Raw genomic sequence first — 19,467 nt, 5'->3', positions numbered from 1 at the left:
ACGCATGAAGCTTACCAGTACTAATCGTTCGATTGGCTTGATCGTTCCCATTGCTCATGCTCATCTCCAGATGAGCGACGTGTTCAAAACAAAACGAGTTGGCTCGACCAACTCACCAGCTTCTCATCCGGTTTGCGCCAAGCTAGRCGCAAATCTTGCGCTTTGCCGACCTGGTGGTTCTGGCGGGGTGGCTGCACCCGTTCCCATTCCGAACACGGCCGTGAAACGCCCCAGCGCCGATGGTACTTCGTCTTAAGACGCGGGAGAGTAGGTCGCTGCCAGGTCTGCAAAGCGCAAGAAAATCCGGAAAACAAAGATCACCTTCTCTTCATGCCTCGGCCCAGCCGAAACACGGGCCGCCCTCAAGCGGCCCTTTTGTTTTGCTAGACCGAAGTCATCAGTGCGTCCCTTACACGAGACAAATCGCTTCGCAATTTGCTCGGCACAGACCATAAATCCCTTCGGGATTTACGTTACCGCGATAAATCCCATCGGGATTTACGCTTGGCGCGGGGTGGAGCAGCCCGGTAGCTCGTCAGGCTCATAACCTGAAGGCCGGGCCGCAGGTTCAAATCCTGCCCCCGCAACCAAATCAAAAAAAGCCCGCATGGAGAAATCCAGCGGGCTTTTTGACGTTTGAACGGCGCGCACACAGGGGCGACCCTCATCGGGTGGAGAGAGGCGGCGGCGGTGGCGGCGTCGTCGAGCCCGGACCCAGCGAGCGTTGGACCATGACGCTATCGGCCCAGCGCCCGTAACGATAAGCGACACCCGGAAGCAGGCCGACGCGTACGAAGTTGAAGCGTTCGTGCAAAGTGAGGGAGGCGACATTGTCGGCGTCGATGTAGCCGATCATCTGGTGAAAGCCGGCTGCGGCGCAGGCGTCGATCAGGCCCCGCATGAGCAGACGTCCGACGCCTTGACCGAGATGCTCGTGGTGAACATAGATCGAGTGCTTGACCGTGTAACGGTAGGCGGGGCGCTTGCGAAACAGCACGACATAGGCGTATCCGACCACCACGCCCTCCTTCACCGCGACGAGATGGGGCAAGCGGCGGCTTTTCAGGTTCTTCCGCCGCTCGCGAAGGTCGTCCGGCTGTGGTGCGTCGCCCTCTTCGACACCCTCTTCTATGCCGCGTCGGATGTGGCGGCGATAGATGGCCAGCATGGCATCAACGTCGCTCTCCCGCGACCGGCGAATGATGATTGCTTCATCCTGCGGCATGAGGGGTCTCGAAACTCCAATATTCTATTCAGCGACGACGTAGGTATGAAGTCGTATGCGACCCGACGCGTCGGTTTGGCGGTAAAGGCCCTGGATCTCGACGTCGAAGCCGGGGAAAGTGTTGAAGCAGGTTTCGAACATCTTGAGATAGTCGATCATCGGCTGTGCGCGCTCGGTCAGTCGCTCGCCCGGCACGATTGTGGCGATCCCCGGCGGATAGACGACAAAAGGTGTCGTTGCGATCCGCCCGGCAATAGCGTCGATCGGCAGAAAGTCGACGTCGTTGCGCACAAGGCAGCGCGCCGCGTCGTGGGGTGAAAGGGCGATATCCGGCAGATGCTCTTCAGAAAACTGCTTGGCCTGCAGCGCGCTGACATTGGCGTCGCGGAAGAATCGATGCATCTCGCCGCACAGATCACGCAATCGCACCCCCGCGTAGCGGCCGGGGCGGCGGCGATAGAACTCCGGGATGACCTCTTCCAGAGGCGCGTTGTCGTCATGAAGCCGTTTGAATGCGACGAGGCCGCTGATCAATGTGCCCGCCTTGCTTGCCTCGACGCCGGGCGTGAGCAGAAACAGCAGGGAGTTGAGATCGTTTTTCTCGGCGACGATCCGGTTCTCGCGCAAGTACTGCGCAACGATCGGGGCGGGAATGCCGTGCTCTGAATATGCGCCCGTTGCCCTGTCAAAACCTGGCGTGAGGAGCGTGAGCTTGTTGGGATCGGTCATCGCGAAACCTGGCGCCATGTCGGGAAAGCCGTGCCATGCAGCCCCCGGCGTGAGGTGCCAGAAGGCCGGATTGGTGGCGAGTTGATCGGTGGCGACGCTCTCCCATGGCACGTCGTGTACCGCCCCGGGGCTTGCCACGTCCGGCATGGCCACGCGGTCCGGCACGAAGGGCTCGAAGAACCAGCGGCGCTCGGGCCGACGCTCCTTTTCCTCGAACTCCCTACGCACCGCCCGGATTTTCTTGCGAAGCTCGATGCCGAGCCGGATCGTATCGTCCCACAGCACTTCGCCGGAACGACCCTTCATCATCTGCGCGCCGACATCGAGGGATGCGAAGAGCGGATAAAAAGGCGACGTCGAAGCGTGCTGCATGAAGCTCTCATTGAAGCGTCGGTGCTCGACCCGGCGCTTCTGGCCGGTAATGTGCCGATCCTTCATGTGGATCTGCGATGCCTGCGAAAAGCTCGCAAGCTGCTTGTGCGTGGATTGCGTGGCGATGATACCCGGTGCCTCGGGTCCGAGTTCGGCAAGGCCCATGGCAAAACGACCGGCATAGAGCGGATGAAATTTCATGAAGCCCGCCCAGGCCTCGTCGAACAGGATGTAATCGCACAGATGGCCGATGGCTTTCAGGATCATCTCGGCATTGTGGATCGTGCCGTCATAGGTGCACTGTTCCACCACTGCCACCCGAAACGGGCGCGGTTTCTGCCAGGCATCCGGATCCTTGACCAGCGGGTGGGCGCGGATGCGTTCGCGCAGCGCCTCCTCATTGAGCGCGCCTAAATCCATGGGGCCAATGAGCCCATGGGCATTTCTGGCCGTCGGCACATAGACCGGGATGCCGCCGGAGATCATCAGCGCGCCGTGATGGGCCGCCTTGTGATTGTTACGGTCAAACAGCACCAGGTCGCCATCGGTGACCAGGGCGGAAAGCGCAACTTTGTTGGAAGTCGAGGTGCCGTTAAGGACGAAGTAGGTCTTCTCCGCGCCAAAAATCTTGGCGGCTTCCTTCTGGGCGGCGAGCGCCGGCCCTTCATGGGTCAGGAGATCGCCAAGATCGAGCACGGAATTGTCAAGATCATCGCGAAAGACCGCTTCGCCCAGATGCTCCATGAACACGCGGCCGACCGGGCTGCGGCTGTAGAACACGCCGCCGTTGTGTCCGGGGCAGGTCCAAAGCTGGTTGCCTTCCTCGGCGTAATCCACCAGCGCGCCAAAGAAAGGCGTCTTCATCGTCTCGGCATATTGCTTGAGGCGGCTGATGAGGTTTTTCGCGATGAAGGCAGGCGTCTCTTCGGATAGAAAGACATAGCCGTCGATGAAGTCGAGCACTTCGACCGGTACGTCCTCAAAGCGCTTGCGCCGGATCAGAAGGATGATCGGGAATTCGAGACCGCGTCGGCGCATCAGATTGATGAGGGAGGCGGTCTTGCCTTCCATGCCTTTCTTGCCCCAGTCAACCATCATGCAGCCGATGGCCGCGTCCGTCTGGACGGCGATTTCCGCGTCCTCAAGGCTCCGTGCGCGGACCACCTCGAAACCAGACCGCTCGATCTCCTCGACAATCTGCTTGTACCGGGCCCCCTCGAGATCCTCGTTGTCGAAGGCGGGTGTCGCGAACAAAAAGGTGAAGCGTCTGAAGTAATCCATCTGTGCCTCCGCCATTTACACGAAGCGAGTTGTTCGTGCGTTTCGTGACGATGTTGTGACGGCGGCTCTGGTTAGACGCGATCTGTGAGCCGCAGAAGGTTGCGGAACGCCCGATGCGCTCTTGAAGTTCCACTGCGGCAAGGCGCGCGCGAAGGAATACCGACCACGGGTCGGACGTCCCTTCAATGCCCGATCCAGGCGAGCGGATCGCCGCTGCTAGCAGCAAGGGCTCCTATGAGGCGTGCAAGTCGCGCGATATCGGAGCGCCCAGGCAAAATCCTTCGAACTGCGCGGTAAAACCTTCGCGCTCAGGAGAGCAGGCCATGACACCGATCCGTGCGTCTTCACCGGAGAATGGACATAACCGCGCCATCTGCCACGGACCATCGCCAAGGTGAAACTGGACCCTGAGCGCTGCCTCGTGCCGCGTCAGCCGGATATGCACTTCGGCGTTCGGCTGCGCTTGCGCAAGCGGGATTACGGACCAGTCCGACGTTCCGTTCGTGACGACAACTGAGAAATGCATCAAGCCGTCGGTGAACTCTATGCCGGTCTTGAGCCAGTGTGTTTCGTCGATAATCAGCATCAGCCCGGCTTGATCGTAGAGCTCGCGATAATCACCGCGCACGACCACCGATGCGGTAAAATCTCCGCTCACCGCCTGCAGTCTGGCATGACCGGAATGGCGCCTGAAGCCATAGAAGGTTGTCTGCCAGAAGTCGGTATTCGCCTCCGTTTTGAGGGTTAGCACGCCATTTTCGACGTTCCAGTTTCGAGGCTCATTCAACCAGGTAAAATCCGTCAAAACTCCCTCCAGCCTTACGATCGGCACGCAGGGCGCACCCACCATTGCGGCACATCTATGGCCGAAGCAGGCGTCCGTAAAGGTTTCTGCGCGAAAGGTCGCCTGTGTGGGCGACTTTCGGCCGGAGGCGCAGCCTTCACCTGCATTCGTAGCGCCGGCCGTCACGCCCAATGAATGTTCCGCTGCGCGGGTCATAGGAGCGGTAGCGCGCAAGGCACCGCGCATCGCGATCGTTGCGCCGATAAGCTTCCACCTCGCGCTTCCGCTCGGCCTCCTGTGCCGCACCGATAATGATGGCACCGAGGGCCAAACCGATCGCGCCGGCGGCCAAACCAGCCTTCATATCCTTCTTGTCCTGTTTTTCCTGGCGCTCGCGCCACCGATCGCGCCGCGCCTCCTCACAACGCCACCGGTCTCTTCCGTGAAGGTCCCGACAATGGCGCCAACCTCCATCGTAATCGTCAGCAAGGACGGTTGGAGCTGCAGGCACAGTCGCGCCCAAAGCTGCGGTCAGCGCGAGAACCTTACCGAAGACCGACGCACGCATGGGACATACTCCTTCAAATATCGAATCGACTGTTCAGGAGTCTTGGGGCCACGCGTTGCGAGAACATTGCGGCGAAGCACAGGGTTATGCCGTCGCGGCCAAGCGATTGCTGGAGCTCGATCTTGGCCACGGATGCGGATCAGAGCGGCGCGTCGGGACCGGTGTATTGGGTCACCCATGCCGGAGGCTCTTCCTCCTTGCTTCCATCCACCTTGAGGTCCCGCTCCCTTGCCCAGCGATACCCCCACATTGGTCCGAACTTGGTGGCAAATCGAGGCGGCTGCCTGTACGCCGGGGGGGCTTGCGTCTCCTCCAGGGAGACGAAGCGGTAGCCCGTACTTCTGAAAAGCCCGAGTATTCGATCGATGGTGGCCGCATTGATGCGATTGGCATGAAGCAGGAGAATGCCGGGCGGTTCGCACCCGAGGACCTTGCGGTTCAGATCCGCATAATACGCAATCTCGACGCGGCTATAGTCTATGTAAGCGTCTTCGATCCTGCGGGCCATCGCCGTATCGGATCGCGCCAATGCCCGTTCATAGCAGCATCAAACACATAATCCGACGTATCGATGGTGGATGCCGCGAGATGATAACCGCGTTCGCCAAGTACCCGTTCGAACGCCTCGCGACGTTGATCCGTGTCTCCGAGGTGATTGTAGGGAAACCGGAAGAACCGAAGGGTTCGGCCGGCCTTTTCCACCATCGGCCGAATGGTCGCCTCTCCGTCAATCACTTCGCGACGAAACGCATCGACGTCCAAGGTATTGCTATCGGGGTGGTTCGCACTGTGATTGCCAAGCTCGAATTGGCCAGTGTTCCACGGCTGCAACAGTGCCTGACCGATCTCACCCAGCGCCTGCACACGCCGATCGACGACAAACCCGATAGCGGGAACGTTACGAACGGCGAGACCGGCCAGGATGGCTTCGTTCGTGGCCCTCGCGACCGCAGCGAGTTCCTGCCCTCCCGCATCGCCTGCGCGGGCATAAGGGAGATCGTCGAACGTGATGGCAACCGTTCTGTCGTGCGGAGAAGGGCAAACGGGTTCGATCGCCTGCGACCGGGCCGGATCTGCCGGCGTCAGCAGCAGCACGAGACCCGCCATCACCAGCCTCGTGCGCATTCCATTTCCTCGCTTGGTTTCTCTTTCTGCGCGCGGAGTGCCGTTTTGCGTCGTGTCGCTGTCACAAATGCTCAAGGCCGTTTCGCTCCCTGTTTGAAGTGCGCGGCTTCATGCGCCGACCTTCGCCAATCTTCCATTGATTGGCGAGATCACAGCGCCCGGATTGCCTCAACATTGCGTACGATCCGACAAGCCCAACACGGTCGCGATCAAACGCGGTAGCTCGCCGTCGTCCACGGCCATTCCACCGCGTGAAAATGCTACCCCCTTCAGGCACGGTAGCGAGCGCCGGCCAGGTCTGCCCATCGTTCGACCAGGTCTGACGACGTCGTCCAAACGGTTGCTGTCGGGTCGCATAGAGCTTGATTGCGATCGCCTCGGAGTGGATAAACGCCGGCAAGCCATAGGGAGATTCCTTGCCATGAGAGCACTTGTCCAGCGCGTTTCATCTGCGCGTGTCACGGTAGACGGCGCGGTCACGGGAGAAATCGCCAGCGGCCTGTTGGTGCTCGTGTGTGCGATGAAGGGCGACACCGAGAAGGAAAGCGAATGGCTGGCGCGCAAGATCGTCAACCTGCGCATCTTCAGGGACGATCAGCATCGCATGAACCGTTCCCTGGTCGACGTGGGCGGCTCAGCGCTCGTCGTCAGCCAGTTTACCCTGGCCGCAGAGACGAAAGGCAACCGGCCGGGCTTTTCTACTGCCGCGCCGCCGCAGGAGGGTAAACGCCTCTATGAGCATTTCTCTGCACAAGTCTCGACCCTTGGCGTTGCTGTTGCGAATGGCGTCTTCGGCGCGGACATGCGGGTGGAACTGGCCAATGACGGTCCTGTAACGATCTGGTTAGATACGGCGGCCGGTTGATCGGTTTTGCGCGAGGACGCGCATCAAAGAAAAGCGGCCGACCGAGGTCTCCATGACCAGGGGGGTAGCCCATCGCGCGAGCGTCAGGATGGCTGCGCGATGGCCTCGTTCATTTGGGCCTGCTGACCGTAGAACACGCGAATGGCAAGAACGACACCAGCGATGAGCACCGCGACGCCGGCTGCCTCCATCATCGTCGGCCAACGTGCATGGACAACAAGTCCGCCAATTACGCCGAAGGCCGTTTCCGACACGATCAGCTGTGCCGCGAGCGCAACAGGAAGCGTCCTCGACGCGACATTCCAAGCCCATACCCCGCACACGGTCGCCATCAGTGCCAGCGACGTTCCCCATAGATAGAGGGAGTCGGCGGCTTCCCAACCGAAACCGAGCTTCGGAAGCTGGAAAAGGTCCATCGCCGCACCGACCGGGTAGAAAACCAGCATCTGGAGACCACCGCCGATCAGGATCAATGCGGACCATATGCCCGAAGGCATCGCCGGGCGGATTGCGAGCGCTGCCTGATTGGCGATCGCGAACCATACCCATAGACCGACCGCGGCCAGAGCAAGCGGAATACCAATCCAGAGCGAGCGAACGGAACCGAGACTATCTGCGGTGAACGCCGTGCCGTTGACCAGCACGAGACCGATCGCGACCAGTGCAAGCGGTGTCATCAAGAAGCGCCATGGCAGTGACGCCTGACCCCGGTTTCCAATGACGGCAAGCACAATCGGAACCAGGCCAAGGAAGGCAGGCGCAATGACCGGGCCGGCGTAGATTGCCGCTCCCGTTACCGTCAGGAAGTAGCCGACATAGCCGATGAAGGCCAATCCCGTGGCAGCCATGGCGTTTTGGAACGTCAGGTGGCGCAATGCCGTCTCGCGTTCTGAAAACAGAATGAAGACCCCAACCGTCGCCGAGACCACATGCCGGATAAGAGCAAAGTCGAACGTGGAGAAGTCGCCGATTATGAACGGCACGACGAAATTGAGGGAGAAGGCAAAGGCTGCAAAGAGCGCGGCAAACACGCCGACCGAAAACTGCCTGTTCATCATGAGCATAGCCTCAGAGTTTTGATCGAGCTTTGCCGATTTTTCGTTGCCAAGCTCCGTTTCCACGATCCTTAAAGGGATAATCCTTCCCTTCGCGCGCTTCGACGCATAAGTTCGCAAGAGGGTTTTCGAAAAACAGAAACATGAACTGGAACGATGTCCGCTACTTCCTTGCAGTGACACGCCAGGGCGGCCTCACCGGCGCTGCGCGTGAAGTGAAAGCGAGCGCTTCGACGGTGGCGCGACGGATAGAGACCCTGGAATACGCACTGAAGACGCGCCTGTTCGAGCGCCGGCCGGACGGCTACGAGCTCACTGACGCAGGGCGGGCGATGGTCGAGAAAGCAACGGCGATTGAAACCGCCATGCGCGAACTGGAAGGCAGCTTTTGCGGCCAGGACGGTCGCGTCTCGGGGGCGGTTAGGATTATCACCGTCGACACGCTCGCACATCACCTGCTGATGCCAAACCTGCCTGCTTTGCAGGAAGCCTATCCCGATCTTTCGTTGGGCGTTTCGGTCAACGCCACGTCCTTCGCCCAGATTCCACAGCGAGAGACGGATATCGGCCTTCGGCTCTGCCGCCCTGAACAGGGCAACTATGTGGTGCGTCGGATCGGAACGATTGCGTTCGGTCTCTACGCTTCGAAAGCCTATCTTGAGAGCCACCCCGTCCGGGAAAATAAACTGCCGATCACCGGCCATAGGCTGATTACCTGGGGCGATCCCCTGTCGTTCCTTGTCGTGCCCAAGACCCTGCGCTCGTGGGTCAAAAGCGGCATCGCCAACCTGACGGTCGATACGATGCAGGCGCAGGTGCTCGCGATGAAGGCGGGCAACGGCCTCGGCGTATTGCCGTGTATCCTTGCCGACACGGAGGACGAGCTTGTCCGGGTCAAACCCGACCTTTGCAGGCAGGAGGAAGCCATTTGGCTTGTCGTTCATGAAGGGGTTCGCGACACCAAACGTATTCGTGTTGTTGGCGATTTCCTCGAGACGATCGTGAAGCAAGGGCAGCGCGCACTTTCCGGTCGGTTTTCGGAACAATTGCAAGTGAAGTGACGCATGAGTGTCTTGTCTTTTGGCAGGGCGAAAGGGGCGTCACGGCGCGAAACAATCAGCGGTCACGTTGGCGGGGGTATCATGGATCGCCTCGAAGCAATGAAAATGCTGCTCGCAGTCGTTGATGCCGGCAGCATCTCCGCAGGAAGCAGGAAATTGAATGCTCCGCTGCCAAGTGTCAGTCGCAAGGTTGCCGAACTCGAACGGTACCTGGGGGCGAGCCTCATCGTGCGCACCAGCCGCAACCTTCAACTCACCGATGCGGGCCGGGAATATGTCGAGGCGGCCCGAAAGATCATGGGCGATCTGGAGGAGGCGGAGCGGCGAGCCTCGGGCGAATACCAGACACCGCGCGGCACGCTGACGATCACCATGCCGGTCGAGTTCGGCGCCCGCTACATCATGCCGATCGCCCTTGGTTATATGGAGACACACCCGGAGGTATCGTTGAACCTCCTTTCGCTCGACAGAACGGTCCATCTTGTCGAAGAGCAGGTCGATATCGCCATTCGTCTCGGCGACCTCGCGGACAGTTCGCTCTATGCGGTCAAGGCTGGAGAGTTTCGCCTGCTGACCTGCGCCAGCCCGGCATATCTTGAGCGCCGGGGTGTGCCGACGCATCCGGGCGATCTCGAAGGCCATGACGGAATACTCTTCAACAAGCGGACGTTCTTCTGGACGTTCGATGTCGACGGCCGCCCGATGGAGGCCGTTCCCCGCAATCGTCTTGAGGTGAATACCGCGGCCAATTGCGTGGCCGCGGCGGTCGGCGGAGCCGGCATCGCCCGCTTGTTCGATTACCAGATCCCGGACGAGTTGGCGTCAGGCGCCCTCGTGCCGGTTCTGGAGGGTTTCGACGGCACGTCGAGACCGATCCACATCGTCTATTCCGGTCAGGGCATGCTCACGTTGAAGGTGCGCTCCTTCATTGACTGGGCCCTGCCTCGCCTTCGCACTGTCTTCGGGCGGAGTGAGGCCTTAAAGGCCTAGTCGGCGAAGGCTCGGCGAACTTCGTCGACTGTTCGTGCCGGATCCTGAAGGTGGGGGAAGTGGCCAATACCCTTTAGAACGGCGAATTTCGAACCGGTTCGATTGGCGAACTCCTTGCCCATCTCCGGTTTGATGTAGATGTCCTTTTCGCCCCAGATCACCTTGATCGGGGTCTTGAGCCTAGACAGATTGGCCTCAAGATAATCTTCATCCCGCGTGAAGTGGGCGTAATAGAATGCGAAGGCGTCGGCTGTCGTCACACCGTCGCGCATCCAGGATTCCTTCATGTCCGATAGCACCTCGGACGGCAAGTCGAACTGGTTTTCCGGTGCAAGGCCGCGCCGATGTACGTTCTCCAAGATCTCGTCGCTTGTCTTGTTCATATAGGCGCGCGTTGGTGTTGCCGTCGGTTCGGCCTTCAGATTTTGAAGGCTCTCGTACATCCAATGCGGCCGGTTGAACGGCGCAAAGTCGCCGACGATGATCTTCTTCGCGACCGCCGGTTCTTCCAGCGCAAGAAGCAGAGCGGGAAGGCTGCCGATGTCCGAGGCGTAGATCACCAAATTCGATCGGTCGATGCCCGATCTGTCGATATAGGCTTTGAGAACCTTGGCGTAGTCTCTTGGTGAATAGGAGAACCGCTCCGGGGAAGGACGCGACGACTGGCCATAGCCAGGCCAATCGAACGCATGCACTTCGTACTGTGCGCCCATAGTTTCCGTGATCTTCGTCCAGACGCCCAGCGTCTCGGGAAAGCCGTGCAGGAAGAGAACCGTGCCGTTCGGATTGCCCTGACGGGAAACCATTCGTCGGAGCGTTATGTTCTCGTCGATCGTAATGAAGTCGATTTTCAGGGCCGTTGCGGAGCCGATTGGGCCCGCGTGTCCTGGTGCGGTCGATGCCATGATCGCAGAAGCTGTTGCGACGACGGTCTTGAGCGATGCCATGTCTTTAAGTCCTTCCGGTCTCTGAATGGTGAGTGTGACCAGAGCATCGGGCATCGAGCAGTCCGTCGGCAGATGCAGTTTTTGAGAGGCACCCTCTTGAACTCGGGCAAATTCGCTCTCGAGTGGACGCCAGTGCATTCAAGCGAGAGGATGGCTCTCAGATTTGCTCAGTACCGGGCAGCAGGTGCGATCCGTAGATTCCCGTCATTCATGTATCGGCGGGTTTAGCGACGATCCCGAACGAAGCAGCGAGACGAGACCGTCACTCGCGACGAAAGGACTGAGGAAAATGAACGACATCACGGCCTCCCCGCACAAGGAGATCGCGGAAAAGACAAGAGCGCTCGCCGGCCACTCTACCGTCGGCACGAACGACCTCGATGCCGCAGCGGCTTATTATGACAAGCTCCTTGCCGTCTTCGGCATCAGCCGCGTGCTCGTCCAGCCCGGACGCGCTGTCTATTACGGCCACCGTACCCTCGAATTTGGTGTGACGAAGCCCTTTAACGGAGAGACAGCGGTTGCCGGCAATGGCACCATGGTCGCCTTTGAAGCGCGCTCTCGAGCCCAGGTCGATCAGGCTCATGCCACCGCATTGGAAGCAGGAGGTTCCGACGAGGGTGCTCCCGGCCCGAGAGGCCCGGACGGCGGTGACCCCTATTGTGCCTATTTCCGAGATCCCGAAGGCAACAAGTTTCTCGTCTACCGCAAAGGCCCCGACGAGGTTTGATGATCAATGGAGTGCGGGGGCCGTCGCGCGGGGCGAGCCCCCCGCTCGACCTGTTTCCGCGCATCTTTTGAACAAGAGCTCTGCGCGGATCTCTCCAATGCGCCTTCTTGATTAGCGGACAGGAGTTTTTTGAAATGAACCTGGAAAACAAGGCTGGTGACGGGCCGCTCACGCGACGCTCGTTTCTGTTTCGGGGCGCTGCGATCGGTGTAGCCGCCGCGGTGCTGCCCAGAACCGGCATCGCAGCCGACATCGTGAACGCGACGGCGACGGGCGATGCCATCCATCCATTCAAGGCCGACATTCCTGAAAATGCCCTCATTGACCTCAGACGGCGCCTGGTCGCAACCCGTTGGCCGGACAGCGCGACCGTCGCGGATCGGTCCCAGGGCGTCCAGCAGCGAAAGCTTCGTGAACTCGCGCAGTATTGGCAGTCCTCCTATGATTGGCGCCGGGCAGAGCGCAAGTTGAACGCGTTTCCCCAATTCCTGACGAAGATCGACGGGCTCGACATCCATTTCATCCACGTACGCTCCCGCCATGAGAACGCTCTTCCGCTGATTATGACCCACGGGTGGCCGGGTTCGATCTTTGAACTGCTTGACGTCATTGATCCGTTGACGGATCCGACTGCACATGGCGGTAAGGCCGAAGACGCCTTCCATCTCGTCATCCCTTCAATCCCAGGCTTCGGCTTTTCGCAAAAACCAGACACGACCGGTTGGGAGGCGCAACGGATCGCACGTGCCTGGGACGCCCTCATGAAGCGGCTCGGCTATAACAGCTATGTCTCGCAAGGCGGTGATTGGGGCGCGATCATCAGCGATGCCCTGGCGCGTCAGGCGCCAGCCGGACTGCTTGGCATCCACGTCAACAGGGTGGAGCGTTCGACGACGCTTCCAGCGGACGCTGCCAAGGCGTTGAAGAACGGCGGGCCAGCTCCCGAGACCATGTCTGCCGATGAAAAGAAGGTTTTCGACGAGGCTCGCGACTTCCTGAACAATGGTTTCGGCTACGCCTCGATCCTCAGTACGCGCCCGGAAACGATCGGCTACGGCCTTGCCGATTCACCGGTGGGGCTTGCAGCCTGGCTCTTGGACAAGATCGCCGACTGGGTGTTCACGCGTGGCGATGCGGAACAGGCGCTCGGCAAGGACGCCATCCTCGACAATATCACCTTGTATTGGCTGACCAACTCAGGGCCCTCAAGCGGACGTATCTATTGGGAGAACGTCAAGGCAGGCGCGAAGCTCACGCCAGCCAAGGTTCCTGTGGCCGTCACCGTCTTTCCGGGCGAGGTCTATCGGCCACCGAGACAATGGCTGTCAAAGGCTTATCCAAAGCTCGTCTACTACAACCGCGCCTTAAAGGGTGGGCACTTCGCCGCCTGGGAGGAGCCCGAAATCTTCGTCGAGGAGATCAGAGCAGGTTTCAAGTCTATGCGCTTTTAGACGACGGATCGCCATTCCAAGAGACCAAGCAAGCTCCGCGCGGAGCCGGCATCGGTATCGGCTTTGCGGCAGAATACTTAAGTCGAGTAGTCAGTAGCCGACGTGCTTGATCCGATGCGATACCGGGATATCGATGATGGCGAGGAATTTAACGACCGCGTCGAAAGCTTGCGTTAGCGCAACGAGGCCTGACGCCAAACATCTAGCAAGGAGCAGCCGGGTTTCGCGGATCGAGCACATTGGAGGGCTCAAATCATGGTCGAGATGGAACAGAGGGATCCAACGTTATGCGATTGCACGATTGAGGTTGCTGAACTGTTTGCCAGCATCCCGGCTGCTGGCATTGACGACGGCTTTTTGCTCGATCTTCTTAGCGTTCGCCTTGAGGCATCACGGGTCCGTCTGACGCGGCCTCATCCGCGCGCGAGGGACGACACATCATCCAAAAGAAAAGCTCTATGCTGACACTGACAAACCGACGAGTTTTGCGCGTCGAGCGCGACGCCAGTGGCGATTTCTCCGTGCCGGCGGCGACCATGTCGTCGGCGCTGCGTCTGCCCCCGACTGAGCTTAGAAATCGCCTCGGCCGGGGAGAAGTCAAGAGCCAGGTTGAGATCGGTCAAGGGGAGCACCTGGGCACATTCCGGTTGACGCTTCGGTGCGGCGGGCGTCTCTGGAATGCAACCGTATCTTCCGATGGTACGGTGATCGATGAAGTCTTCACGTTCGATCGCGAGCGCCTGGCGAACTGGCGCCGTCGCCACGGCACCAGCGGCAAGGGCTCTTAACGGTCATTCAGATCTTCAACGATTGCGATCCTTCCGGAATAAAGTTGCGTTTCGACAAAGAACGATCGGAAGAACTGCCCCAGCTTCTCCCTTGAACAACGATCATGGATCGCCCCGCTTTGAAATCGATTGCGGATCATGACCTTTTAGGCGCCAAGGAGAGCACATTGACCGAATACACATTGGACACAGCCGTCGGAGTGATTGCGTGCGAGCTTCCCGGTGCCGCGGAACTCTTCAGACAGCACGGTATCGGATTTTGCTGTGGTGGCGATGTACCGCTTGCGCAAGCGGCCGCGGATGCCGGCATAGAGGCCGCTGATCTGCTCGATCGGCTTCAGGCGTTGGAGCTTGCCGCAAGACGCGAGGCTCCGGATGCTACAGGCGAGCTTATCGCTCATATTCTGGAGCGTTATCACCAGACCCACCGCACCGATCTGGAATGGTTGATCCCGCTTGCCCAAAAGGTGGAGCACGTCCACGGTGCTCATCGCTCCGCGCCACTTGGTCTTGCCGACGCGCTGGCCGAGCTCAAGGACCACCTTCTTCCCCACATGGCGCGGGAAGAGCTTGCGCTCTTTCCGATGATGCGCCATGAGCCCGATCCAGACATCCGACATCTGATTGCCGGCATGCGGGACGATCATGCATGCGAGAGCCGGAGCCTCGCCGTGATCGAGCATTTGACGCATGGTTTTACGCTTCCGGACGGGGCCTGCAGGTCCTGGACGGCGCTCTATGTCGGGGTTCAAAAATTCTGCGACGATCTCGTTACACATATGCATCTGGAAAACAGCGTTCTGTTTCCGCGGTTCGCTGGCATTGATGCATTTGAGGGTTCCGCTCTCTCGCCAGCAGCGCTTTCTGCGGGGTGAGGCCCTGACAGGTCTTTCCGGCATCGCTTTGCCCAACGGGAGGAGGCGGAGCTTCACACATCTTTTTGCACGCAATCCGACCCGGCGCTTAGCGCCGGGCACACCTTCACTGTTTTGAGCTGGCGCCGCCATGCCCCCACGAGGCACGGCGGCGAATAATCTGCTCTTCGCGAGCCGAGCTCACAGGGCGGAACTTGTTCGCACGACCCGCAGTAGTTGTGGGTGACGGGCTGCCTGCCGTCCCCTGGCAGGTATTGCGGGGAGGGCAGGCCATGGGCCGGGCGATCCGACTTCAAAGGTATTGTTCTTGCGCCGGTCGGCCGCCGGCTTGACGCGAAGTCCATTCCCCAGCTCCATCTGAGCATCAAATCGTGCACGACATGCGGCAATCAAGGATTGCAATCAACGAAGCTGTCTTTGTTTGAGCTAGATCAAAGAATGTCCCGCGCCAAAGTTTCAATGCTCCGGCAACGATTTGCGGGAAAACACCCTGGAATGAAACTCTTCCGTCTTGTCCTTTTCCTCTGCCTCAGCCTCTGCGGTGCCATATCCGCCAGCGCGGCATCGGTGCTGCAGGCGTTTTTGCCGACCACCACAGCCTCCGATCTTGTGCCAGGAGCGGACGGTTTTGGCGCTGTGCGTGATGATGTGGCGGCGGCCCCGGTGCTGAAGGGCGGCCAGACGGTGGCGTGGGTTTTCGTGACCTCGGATTTCGTCGGAACGACCGGCTATTCCGGCAAACCCATCCATACGCTCGTGGCGGTGGACAAGGATGCGAAGATCGTCGGCGTCCGGCTGGTGAAACATTCGGAACCCATCGTCCTCATCGGCATTCCCGACGCCAAGGTGAAGGCGCTTGTTGCCGGCTACGCAGGCCTTGATCTCGTCGCCGAGGCGAAATCCGGCGGCACGACCCACGAAGTCGATATCATCTCGGGCGCGACGGTGACCGTCATGGTCATCGACGATTCGATCGTCCGGTCCGGGCTAAAGGTTGCGCGCGCGCTCGGGCTTGGCGGATTGACACCGGAAGCGGACAATGCCGGCCCGCGCTTCGAAATCGATCCCGCGGCTACCGCGCCGGCCGACTGGGTCGAGGCAGAAGGTGACGGCACGCTGCGCCGCCTGTCGCTCGACGTTGCGCAGGTCAATGCTGCTTTCGCCGGCCATCCCGATGAGCGCGCCCGCGAGCGCGCGATTGCGCAAGCGCCGGAAACGACATTCATCGAGATGCAGGCGGCACTGGTCTCGGTACCTTCCATCGGCAAGGCCTTTCTCGGGGCAGCCGAAGAGAAAAACCTTCAGGCTTGGCTTGGCGAAGGCGAACACGCGATCGCCGTGGTCGGACGCGGGCTCTATTCCTTCAAGGGATCAGGCTATGTGCGCGGCGGCATCTTTGATCGCATCGTGCTGATCCAGGACGATGTTTCCGTTCGCTTTCGTGATCGCGACCACCGTCGCCTGGGCGCAATCTCGCTTGCCGGTGCGCCGGAATACAACGAGATGGACCTGTTCCGCATTAAAGCAGGCCTCGGCTTCGACCCGACAAAACCTTTCCGCATACAGCTCCTGGCCCAACGTGAGGTTGGACCGGTCGAAAAAGTCTTTCATACCTTCGATCTGGGTTACCAGCTTCCGCAGAAGTATCTGCGTGCTGTCGCGCCACCACCGGTGAAGGACGTTGCAGCCGTTGCTGATCGTGACGAGGGGACTGCACAGTCCGACCTGTGGAAACGCATCTGGGACGACTCGAAGCTGAAGATCGTCGTGCTCGGCGCCATGTTGGTCGTGCTGACGGGCGTGTTCTTCTTCCAGACCTATGCGGTCAGGAACGCGCGAGCGTTCTACATCTTTCGCATCATCTTCCTGACGGTAACGCTGGTCTTTCTTGGCTGGTATGCCAACGCGCAGCTTTCTGTCGTCAATCTGATGGCGCTCTTCGGCAGTCTCGTCAACGGGTTCAGCTGGCAGGCTTTCCTGCTCGATCCGCTCACCTTCATCCTGTGGTTTGCCGTTGCCGCGGCACTCCTGTTCTGGGGACGAGGAGCCTATTGCGGCTGGCTCTGCCCCTTCGGCGCACTGCAGGAGCTGACCAACCAGATCGCACGCAAGCTGCGTATCCCGCAATGGACATTGCCATGGGGCCTGCACGAGCGACTCTGGCCGATCAAATACATGATCTTCCTCGGCCTTTTCGGGGTCTCCCTGATGAGCGTCGAGCAGGCAGAGCATCTGGCCGAGATCGAGCCATTCAAGACAGCGATCATCCTGAAGTTCATCCGCGCCTGGCCGTTCGTGGCCTATGCCACAGCACTTCTCGTCGCCGGGCTCTTCGTCGAGAGGTTCTATTGCCGCTACCTCTGCCCGCTCGGTGCGGCGCTTGCGATCCCTGCGCGCATACGCATGTTCGACTGGCTCAAGCGCTACCATGAATGCGGGAACCCCTGCCAGACCTGCGCCCACCAATGTCCGGTGCAGGCGATCCACCGGACCGGCGAGATCAATCCGAACGAGTGCATCAACTGCCTGCACTGCCAGGTGCTCTACCAGTCCGAAACCGTCTGCCCCGTCGTGATCAAGAAGATGAAGTCGCGGGCGAAGCTTGCGGCAAGCCCGGGCGGCGTGCCGACCCATCAACCCGCAGCCAAAGTTTAATCGAAGCCAAGGTTCAAGCAAAAAGGAACCAGATCTATGGAATCTAAGGAACACAAGGGACTAAGCCGGCGAGCACTTTTCAGCGCGACTGCAGGCAGCGCCATTCTGGCGGGCACTGTAGGGCCGGCCGCATTCAGCCTCGGCGCTGCAGGATTGGCGACACCGGCCCGTGCGGCCACGGGCGCCGACGGCTCGGTCGCACCGGGCAAGCTCGACGATTACTACGGCTTCTGGTCCTCCGGTCAGACCGGCGAGATGCGCATTCTCGGCATTCCCTCGATGCGCGAACTGATGCGCGTGCCGGTGTTCAACCGTTGCTCGGCCACCGGTTGGGGGCAGACCAATGAATCGATCCGGATCCATCAGCGCACGATGACGGAAAAGACGAAGAAGCAGCTTGCCGCCAACGGCAAGAAAATCCACGACAACGGCGACCTGCATCACGTCCATATGTCCTTCACCGACGGTAAATATGACGGTCGCTACCTGTTCATGAACGACAAGGCCAATACGCGCGTGGCGCGCGTGCGCTGCGACGTGATGAAGACCGACGCCATCCTGGAGATCCCCAACGCCAAGGGCATCCACGGCATGCGTCCGCAGAAATGGCCGCGTTCAAACTATGTGTTCTGCAACGGCGAGGACGAGGCCCCGCTCGTCAACGACGGCTCGACGATGACGGACGTGGCGACCTACGTGAACATCTTCACCGCCGTCGATGCCGACAAGTGGGAAGTGGCGTGGCAGGTGAAGGTCTCGGGCAACCTCGACAATTGCGATGCCGACTACGAGGGCAAGTGGGCGTTCTCCACCAGCTACAACTCCGAAATGGGCATGACGCTGGAGGAGATGACCAAGTCCGAGATGGACCATATCGTCGTCTTCAACATCGCCGAAATCGAGAAGGCCATTAAGGCCGGCCAATATGAGGAGATCAACGGCGTCAAGGTGGTGGACGGGCGCAAGGAGGCCAAGTCGCTCTTCACGCGCTACATCCCGATCGCCAACAACCCGCACGGCTGCAACATGGCGCCGGACAGGAAGCATCTGTGCGTTGCCGGCAAGCTTTCGCCAACCGTCACCGTGCTGGACGTGACGAAGTTCGATGCCCTGTTTTACGACAATGCCGAGCCGCGCAGCGCGGTGGTTGCGGAACCGGAACTGGGCCTCGGCCCGTTGCACACCGCCTTCGACGGGCGCGGCAACGCCTATACGTCGCTGTTCCTCGACAGCCAGGTGGTAAAGTGGAACATCGATGAGGCCATCCGCGCCTACGCCGGTGAGAAGATCAATCCGATCAAGGACAAGCTCGACGTTCAGTATCAACCCGGCCACTTGAAGACGGTGATGGGCGAAACGCTCGACGCCGCCAACGACTGGCTCGTTTGCCTGTGCAAATTCTCCAAGGACCGGTTCCTGAATGTCGGCCCGCTGAAGCCGGAAAACGATCAGTTGATCGACATTTCCGGTGACAAGATGGTGCTGGTCCATGACGGCCCGACCTTCGCCGAGCCGCATGACGCCATCGCCGTCTCCCCCTCGATCCTGCCGAACATCCGCTCGGTCTGGGATCGCAAGGATCCGCTGTGGGCCGAAACCCGCAAGCAGGCCGAGGCCGATGAGGTCGACATCGACGAATGGACCGAGGCCGTGATCCGCGACGGCAACAAGGTTCGCGTCTACATGACCTCGGTCGCACCCAGCTTCAGCCAGCCGAGCTTTACGGTGAAGGAGGGCGACGAAGTCACGGTCATCGTCACCAATCTCGATGAGATCGATGACCTTACCCATGGCTTCACCATGGGCAATCACGGCGTGGCGATGGAGGTCGGCCCGCAACAGACGAGCTCCGTTACCTTCGTTGCGGCCAATCCTGGCGTCTACTGGTACTATTGCCAATGGTTCTGCCATGCCCTGCACATGGAAATGCGCGGCCGCATGTTCGTGGAACCGAAGGGCGCCTGAT

17 protein-coding genes, 1 tRNA gene, 1 rRNA gene and 1 pseudogene are annotated in these 19,467 nt (G+C 60.1%); 12 read left to right on the top strand and 8 right to left on the bottom strand.

Translation table 11 applies throughout. The features are described from left to right. Positions 1–169: 169 nt before the first annotated feature. Both rrf and ASD01_RS19140 read left to right on the top strand, forming a co-directional pair. Positions 170–284: ribosomal RNA gene (gene rrf, locus ASD01_RS19145) — 5S ribosomal RNA — on the top strand. 224 nt (positions 285–508) lie between these two features. Next, positions 509–590 (top strand) — tRNA-Met (locus tag ASD01_RS19140). Positions 591–664: 74 nt separating this feature from the next. On the opposite strand, the gene ASD01_RS19135 is transcribed toward ASD01_RS19140, so the two are convergent. The 6 genes from ASD01_RS19135 to ASD01_RS19110 all read right to left on the bottom strand — a co-directional run bounded on the left by ASD01_RS19135 (position 665) and on the right by ASD01_RS19110 (position 6,084). Then, positions 665–1,225 (bottom strand): GNAT family N-acetyltransferase, encoded by a 561-nt coding sequence (locus tag ASD01_RS19135; protein ID WP_034799029.1) that lies wholly within the window; start codon positions 1,223–1,225, stop codon positions 665–667. A 24-nt stretch (positions 1,226–1,249) separates the two neighbouring features. Continuing rightward, positions 1,250–3,607, bottom strand: coding sequence for an Orn/Lys/Arg family decarboxylase (locus tag ASD01_RS19130; RefSeq protein ID WP_034799028.1), 2,358 nt, complete (start codon positions 3,605–3,607; stop codon positions 1,250–1,252). A 232-nt stretch (positions 3,608–3,839) separates the two neighbouring features. Continuing rightward, the gene (locus ASD01_RS19125; protein WP_371273340.1) at positions 3,840–4,412 is read right to left on the bottom strand and encodes a DUF1349 domain-containing protein; all 573 of its coding nucleotides are present in this window, start codon (positions 4,410–4,412) and stop codon (positions 3,840–3,842) included. 136 nt (positions 4,413–4,548) lie between these two features. After that, positions 4,549–4,959, bottom strand: a complete 411-nt coding sequence (locus ASD01_RS19120) for a BA14K family protein (RefSeq protein ID WP_060644252.1) — start codon at positions 4,957–4,959, stop codon at positions 4,549–4,551. Between the two features lie 139 nt (positions 4,960–5,098). Then, positions 5,099–5,467 carry a polysaccharide deacetylase family protein gene (locus ASD01_RS19115; RefSeq protein ID WP_034799026.1) on the bottom strand — a complete coding sequence of 123 codons (369 nt, stop codon included), beginning with the start codon at positions 5,465–5,467 and terminating at the stop codon, positions 5,099–5,101. Then, positions 5,437–6,084: a polysaccharide deacetylase family protein gene (locus ASD01_RS19110; RefSeq protein WP_034799025.1), complete on the bottom strand. Its 648-nt coding sequence runs from the start codon at positions 6,082–6,084 to the stop codon at positions 5,437–5,439. The genes ASD01_RS19115 and ASD01_RS19110 overlap by 31 nt, the downstream gene beginning before the upstream one ends. A gap of 421 nt (positions 6,085–6,505) precedes the next feature. On the opposite strand from ASD01_RS19110, the gene dtd reads away from it, so the two are divergent. Beyond that, positions 6,506–6,949, top strand: a complete 444-nt coding sequence (dtd, locus tag ASD01_RS19105) for a D-aminoacyl-tRNA deacylase (protein WP_060644250.1) — start codon at positions 6,506–6,508, stop codon at positions 6,947–6,949. 83 nt (positions 6,950–7,032) lie between these two features. Here dtd and ASD01_RS19100 read toward each other — a convergent pair whose 3' ends face one another. Next, complete coding sequence (locus ASD01_RS19100; protein WP_034799075.1) at positions 7,033–8,004, bottom strand: DMT family transporter; 972 nt, start codon at positions 8,002–8,004, stop codon at positions 7,033–7,035. Between the two features lie 143 nt (positions 8,005–8,147). Here ASD01_RS19100 and ASD01_RS37610 point away from each other — a divergent pair. The 3 genes and pseudogenes from ASD01_RS37610 to ASD01_RS19090 all read left to right on the top strand — a co-directional run. Next, positions 8,148–8,273 (top strand): annotated as a pseudogene (locus ASD01_RS37610) (LysR family transcriptional regulator); the annotation flags it as partial. A gap of 63 nt (positions 8,274–8,336) precedes the next feature. Beyond that, the gene (locus ASD01_RS19095; protein WP_244495263.1) at positions 8,337–9,065 is read left to right on the top strand and encodes a LysR substrate-binding domain-containing protein; all 729 of its coding nucleotides are present in this window, start codon (positions 8,337–8,339) and stop codon (positions 9,063–9,065) included. Between the two features lie 81 nt (positions 9,066–9,146). Further along, a complete protein-coding gene (locus ASD01_RS19090) occupies positions 9,147–10,055 on the top strand; it encodes a LysR substrate-binding domain-containing protein (protein ID WP_034799021.1) in 909 nt (302 codons plus the stop codon). Here ASD01_RS19090 and ASD01_RS19085 read toward each other — a convergent pair. Next, positions 10,052–11,002: an alpha/beta fold hydrolase gene (locus tag ASD01_RS19085; protein ID WP_034799020.1), complete on the bottom strand. Its 951-nt coding sequence runs from the start codon at positions 11,000–11,002 to the stop codon at positions 10,052–10,054. The genes ASD01_RS19090 and ASD01_RS19085 overlap by 4 nt on opposite strands. Before the next feature lie 289 nt (positions 11,003–11,291). Between ASD01_RS19085 and ASD01_RS19080 the strand changes: the two genes are divergently transcribed. The 6 genes from ASD01_RS19080 to nosZ all read left to right on the top strand — a co-directional run bounded on the left by ASD01_RS19080 (position 11,292) and on the right by nosZ (position 19,466). Further along, the gene (locus ASD01_RS19080) at positions 11,292–11,732 is read left to right on the top strand and encodes a VOC family protein (RefSeq protein ID WP_034799018.1); all 441 of its coding nucleotides are present in this window, start codon (positions 11,292–11,294) and stop codon (positions 11,730–11,732) included. 134 nt (positions 11,733–11,866) lie between these two features. Beyond that, the gene (locus ASD01_RS19075) at positions 11,867–13,183 is read left to right on the top strand and encodes an epoxide hydrolase family protein (protein ID WP_034799015.1); all 1,317 of its coding nucleotides are present in this window, start codon (positions 11,867–11,869) and stop codon (positions 13,181–13,183) included. A gap of 458 nt (positions 13,184–13,641) precedes the next feature. Further along, positions 13,642–13,971 (top strand): DUF6522 family protein, encoded by a 330-nt coding sequence (locus tag ASD01_RS19070; protein WP_051659472.1) that lies wholly within the window; start codon positions 13,642–13,644, stop codon positions 13,969–13,971. Positions 13,972–14,138: 167 nt separating this feature from the next. After that, on the top strand, positions 14,139–14,846 hold the full coding sequence (gene ric / locus ASD01_RS34810) for an iron-sulfur cluster repair di-iron protein (RefSeq protein WP_082584650.1): 708 nt from the start codon (positions 14,139–14,141) through the stop codon (positions 14,844–14,846). Between the two features lie 495 nt (positions 14,847–15,341). After that, positions 15,342–17,501, top strand: a complete 2,160-nt coding sequence (locus ASD01_RS19060; protein ID WP_034799011.1) for a NosR/NirI family protein — start codon at positions 15,342–15,344, stop codon at positions 17,499–17,501. Between the two features lie 36 nt (positions 17,502–17,537). Then, positions 17,538–19,466 (top strand): TAT-dependent nitrous-oxide reductase, encoded by a 1,929-nt coding sequence (gene nosZ, locus ASD01_RS19055; protein WP_034799009.1) that lies wholly within the window; start codon positions 17,538–17,540, stop codon positions 19,464–19,466. Position 19,467: the final 1 nt, after the last annotated feature.

Origin of the sequence: Ensifer sp. Root423, assembly GCF_001426275.1 — a bacterium.
Taxonomy (GTDB): Bacteria; Pseudomonadota; Alphaproteobacteria; order Rhizobiales; family Rhizobiaceae; genus Ensifer; species Ensifer adhaerens.
The sequence above is the reverse complement of the archived record's forward strand: the minus strand, read 5'-3'. Positions and strand labels throughout refer to the sequence as shown.

Bases quoted from the DNA above. Each gene is read 5' to 3' on its own strand.
- ASD01_RS19135 (WP_034799029.1), bottom strand. From the start codon at position 1,225: ATGCCGCAGGATGAAGCAATCATCATTCGCCGGTCGCGGGAGAGCGAC.
- ASD01_RS19130 (WP_034799028.1), bottom strand. From the start codon at position 3,607: ATGGATTACTTCAGACGCTTCACCTTTTTGTTCGCGACACCCGCCTTC.
- ASD01_RS19120 (WP_060644252.1), bottom strand. From the start codon at position 4,959: ATGCGTGCGTCGGTCTTCGGTAAGGTTCTCGCGCTGACCGCAGCTTTG.
- ASD01_RS19115 (WP_034799026.1), bottom strand. From the start codon at position 5,467: ATGGCCCGCAGGATCGAAGACGCTTACATAGACTATAGCCGCGTCGAG.
- ASD01_RS19110 (WP_034799025.1), bottom strand. From the start codon at position 6,084: ATGCGCACGAGGCTGGTGATGGCGGGTCTCGTGCTGCTGCTGACGCCG.
- dtd (WP_060644250.1), top strand. From the start codon at position 6,506: ATGAGAGCACTTGTCCAGCGCGTTTCATCTGCGCGTGTCACGGTAGAC.
- ASD01_RS19100 (WP_034799075.1), bottom strand. From the start codon at position 8,004: ATGAACAGGCAGTTTTCGGTCGGCGTGTTTGCCGCGCTCTTTGCAGCC.
- ASD01_RS19095 (WP_244495263.1), top strand. From the start codon at position 8,337: ATGGTCGAGAAAGCAACGGCGATTGAAACCGCCATGCGCGAACTGGAA.
- ASD01_RS19090 (WP_034799021.1), top strand. From the start codon at position 9,147: ATGGATCGCCTCGAAGCAATGAAAATGCTGCTCGCAGTCGTTGATGCC.
- ASD01_RS19085 (WP_034799020.1), bottom strand. From the start codon at position 11,002: ATGGCATCGCTCAAGACCGTCGTCGCAACAGCTTCTGCGATCATGGCA.
- ASD01_RS19080 (WP_034799018.1), top strand. From the start codon at position 11,292: ATGAACGACATCACGGCCTCCCCGCACAAGGAGATCGCGGAAAAGACA.
- ASD01_RS19075 (WP_034799015.1), top strand. From the start codon at position 11,867: ATGAACCTGGAAAACAAGGCTGGTGACGGGCCGCTCACGCGACGCTCG.
- ASD01_RS19070 (WP_051659472.1), top strand. From the start codon at position 13,642: ATGCTGACACTGACAAACCGACGAGTTTTGCGCGTCGAGCGCGACGCC.
- ASD01_RS19060 (WP_034799011.1), top strand. From the start codon at position 15,342: ATGAAACTCTTCCGTCTTGTCCTTTTCCTCTGCCTCAGCCTCTGCGGT.
- nosZ (WP_034799009.1), top strand. From the start codon at position 17,538: ATGGAATCTAAGGAACACAAGGGACTAAGCCGGCGAGCACTTTTCAGC.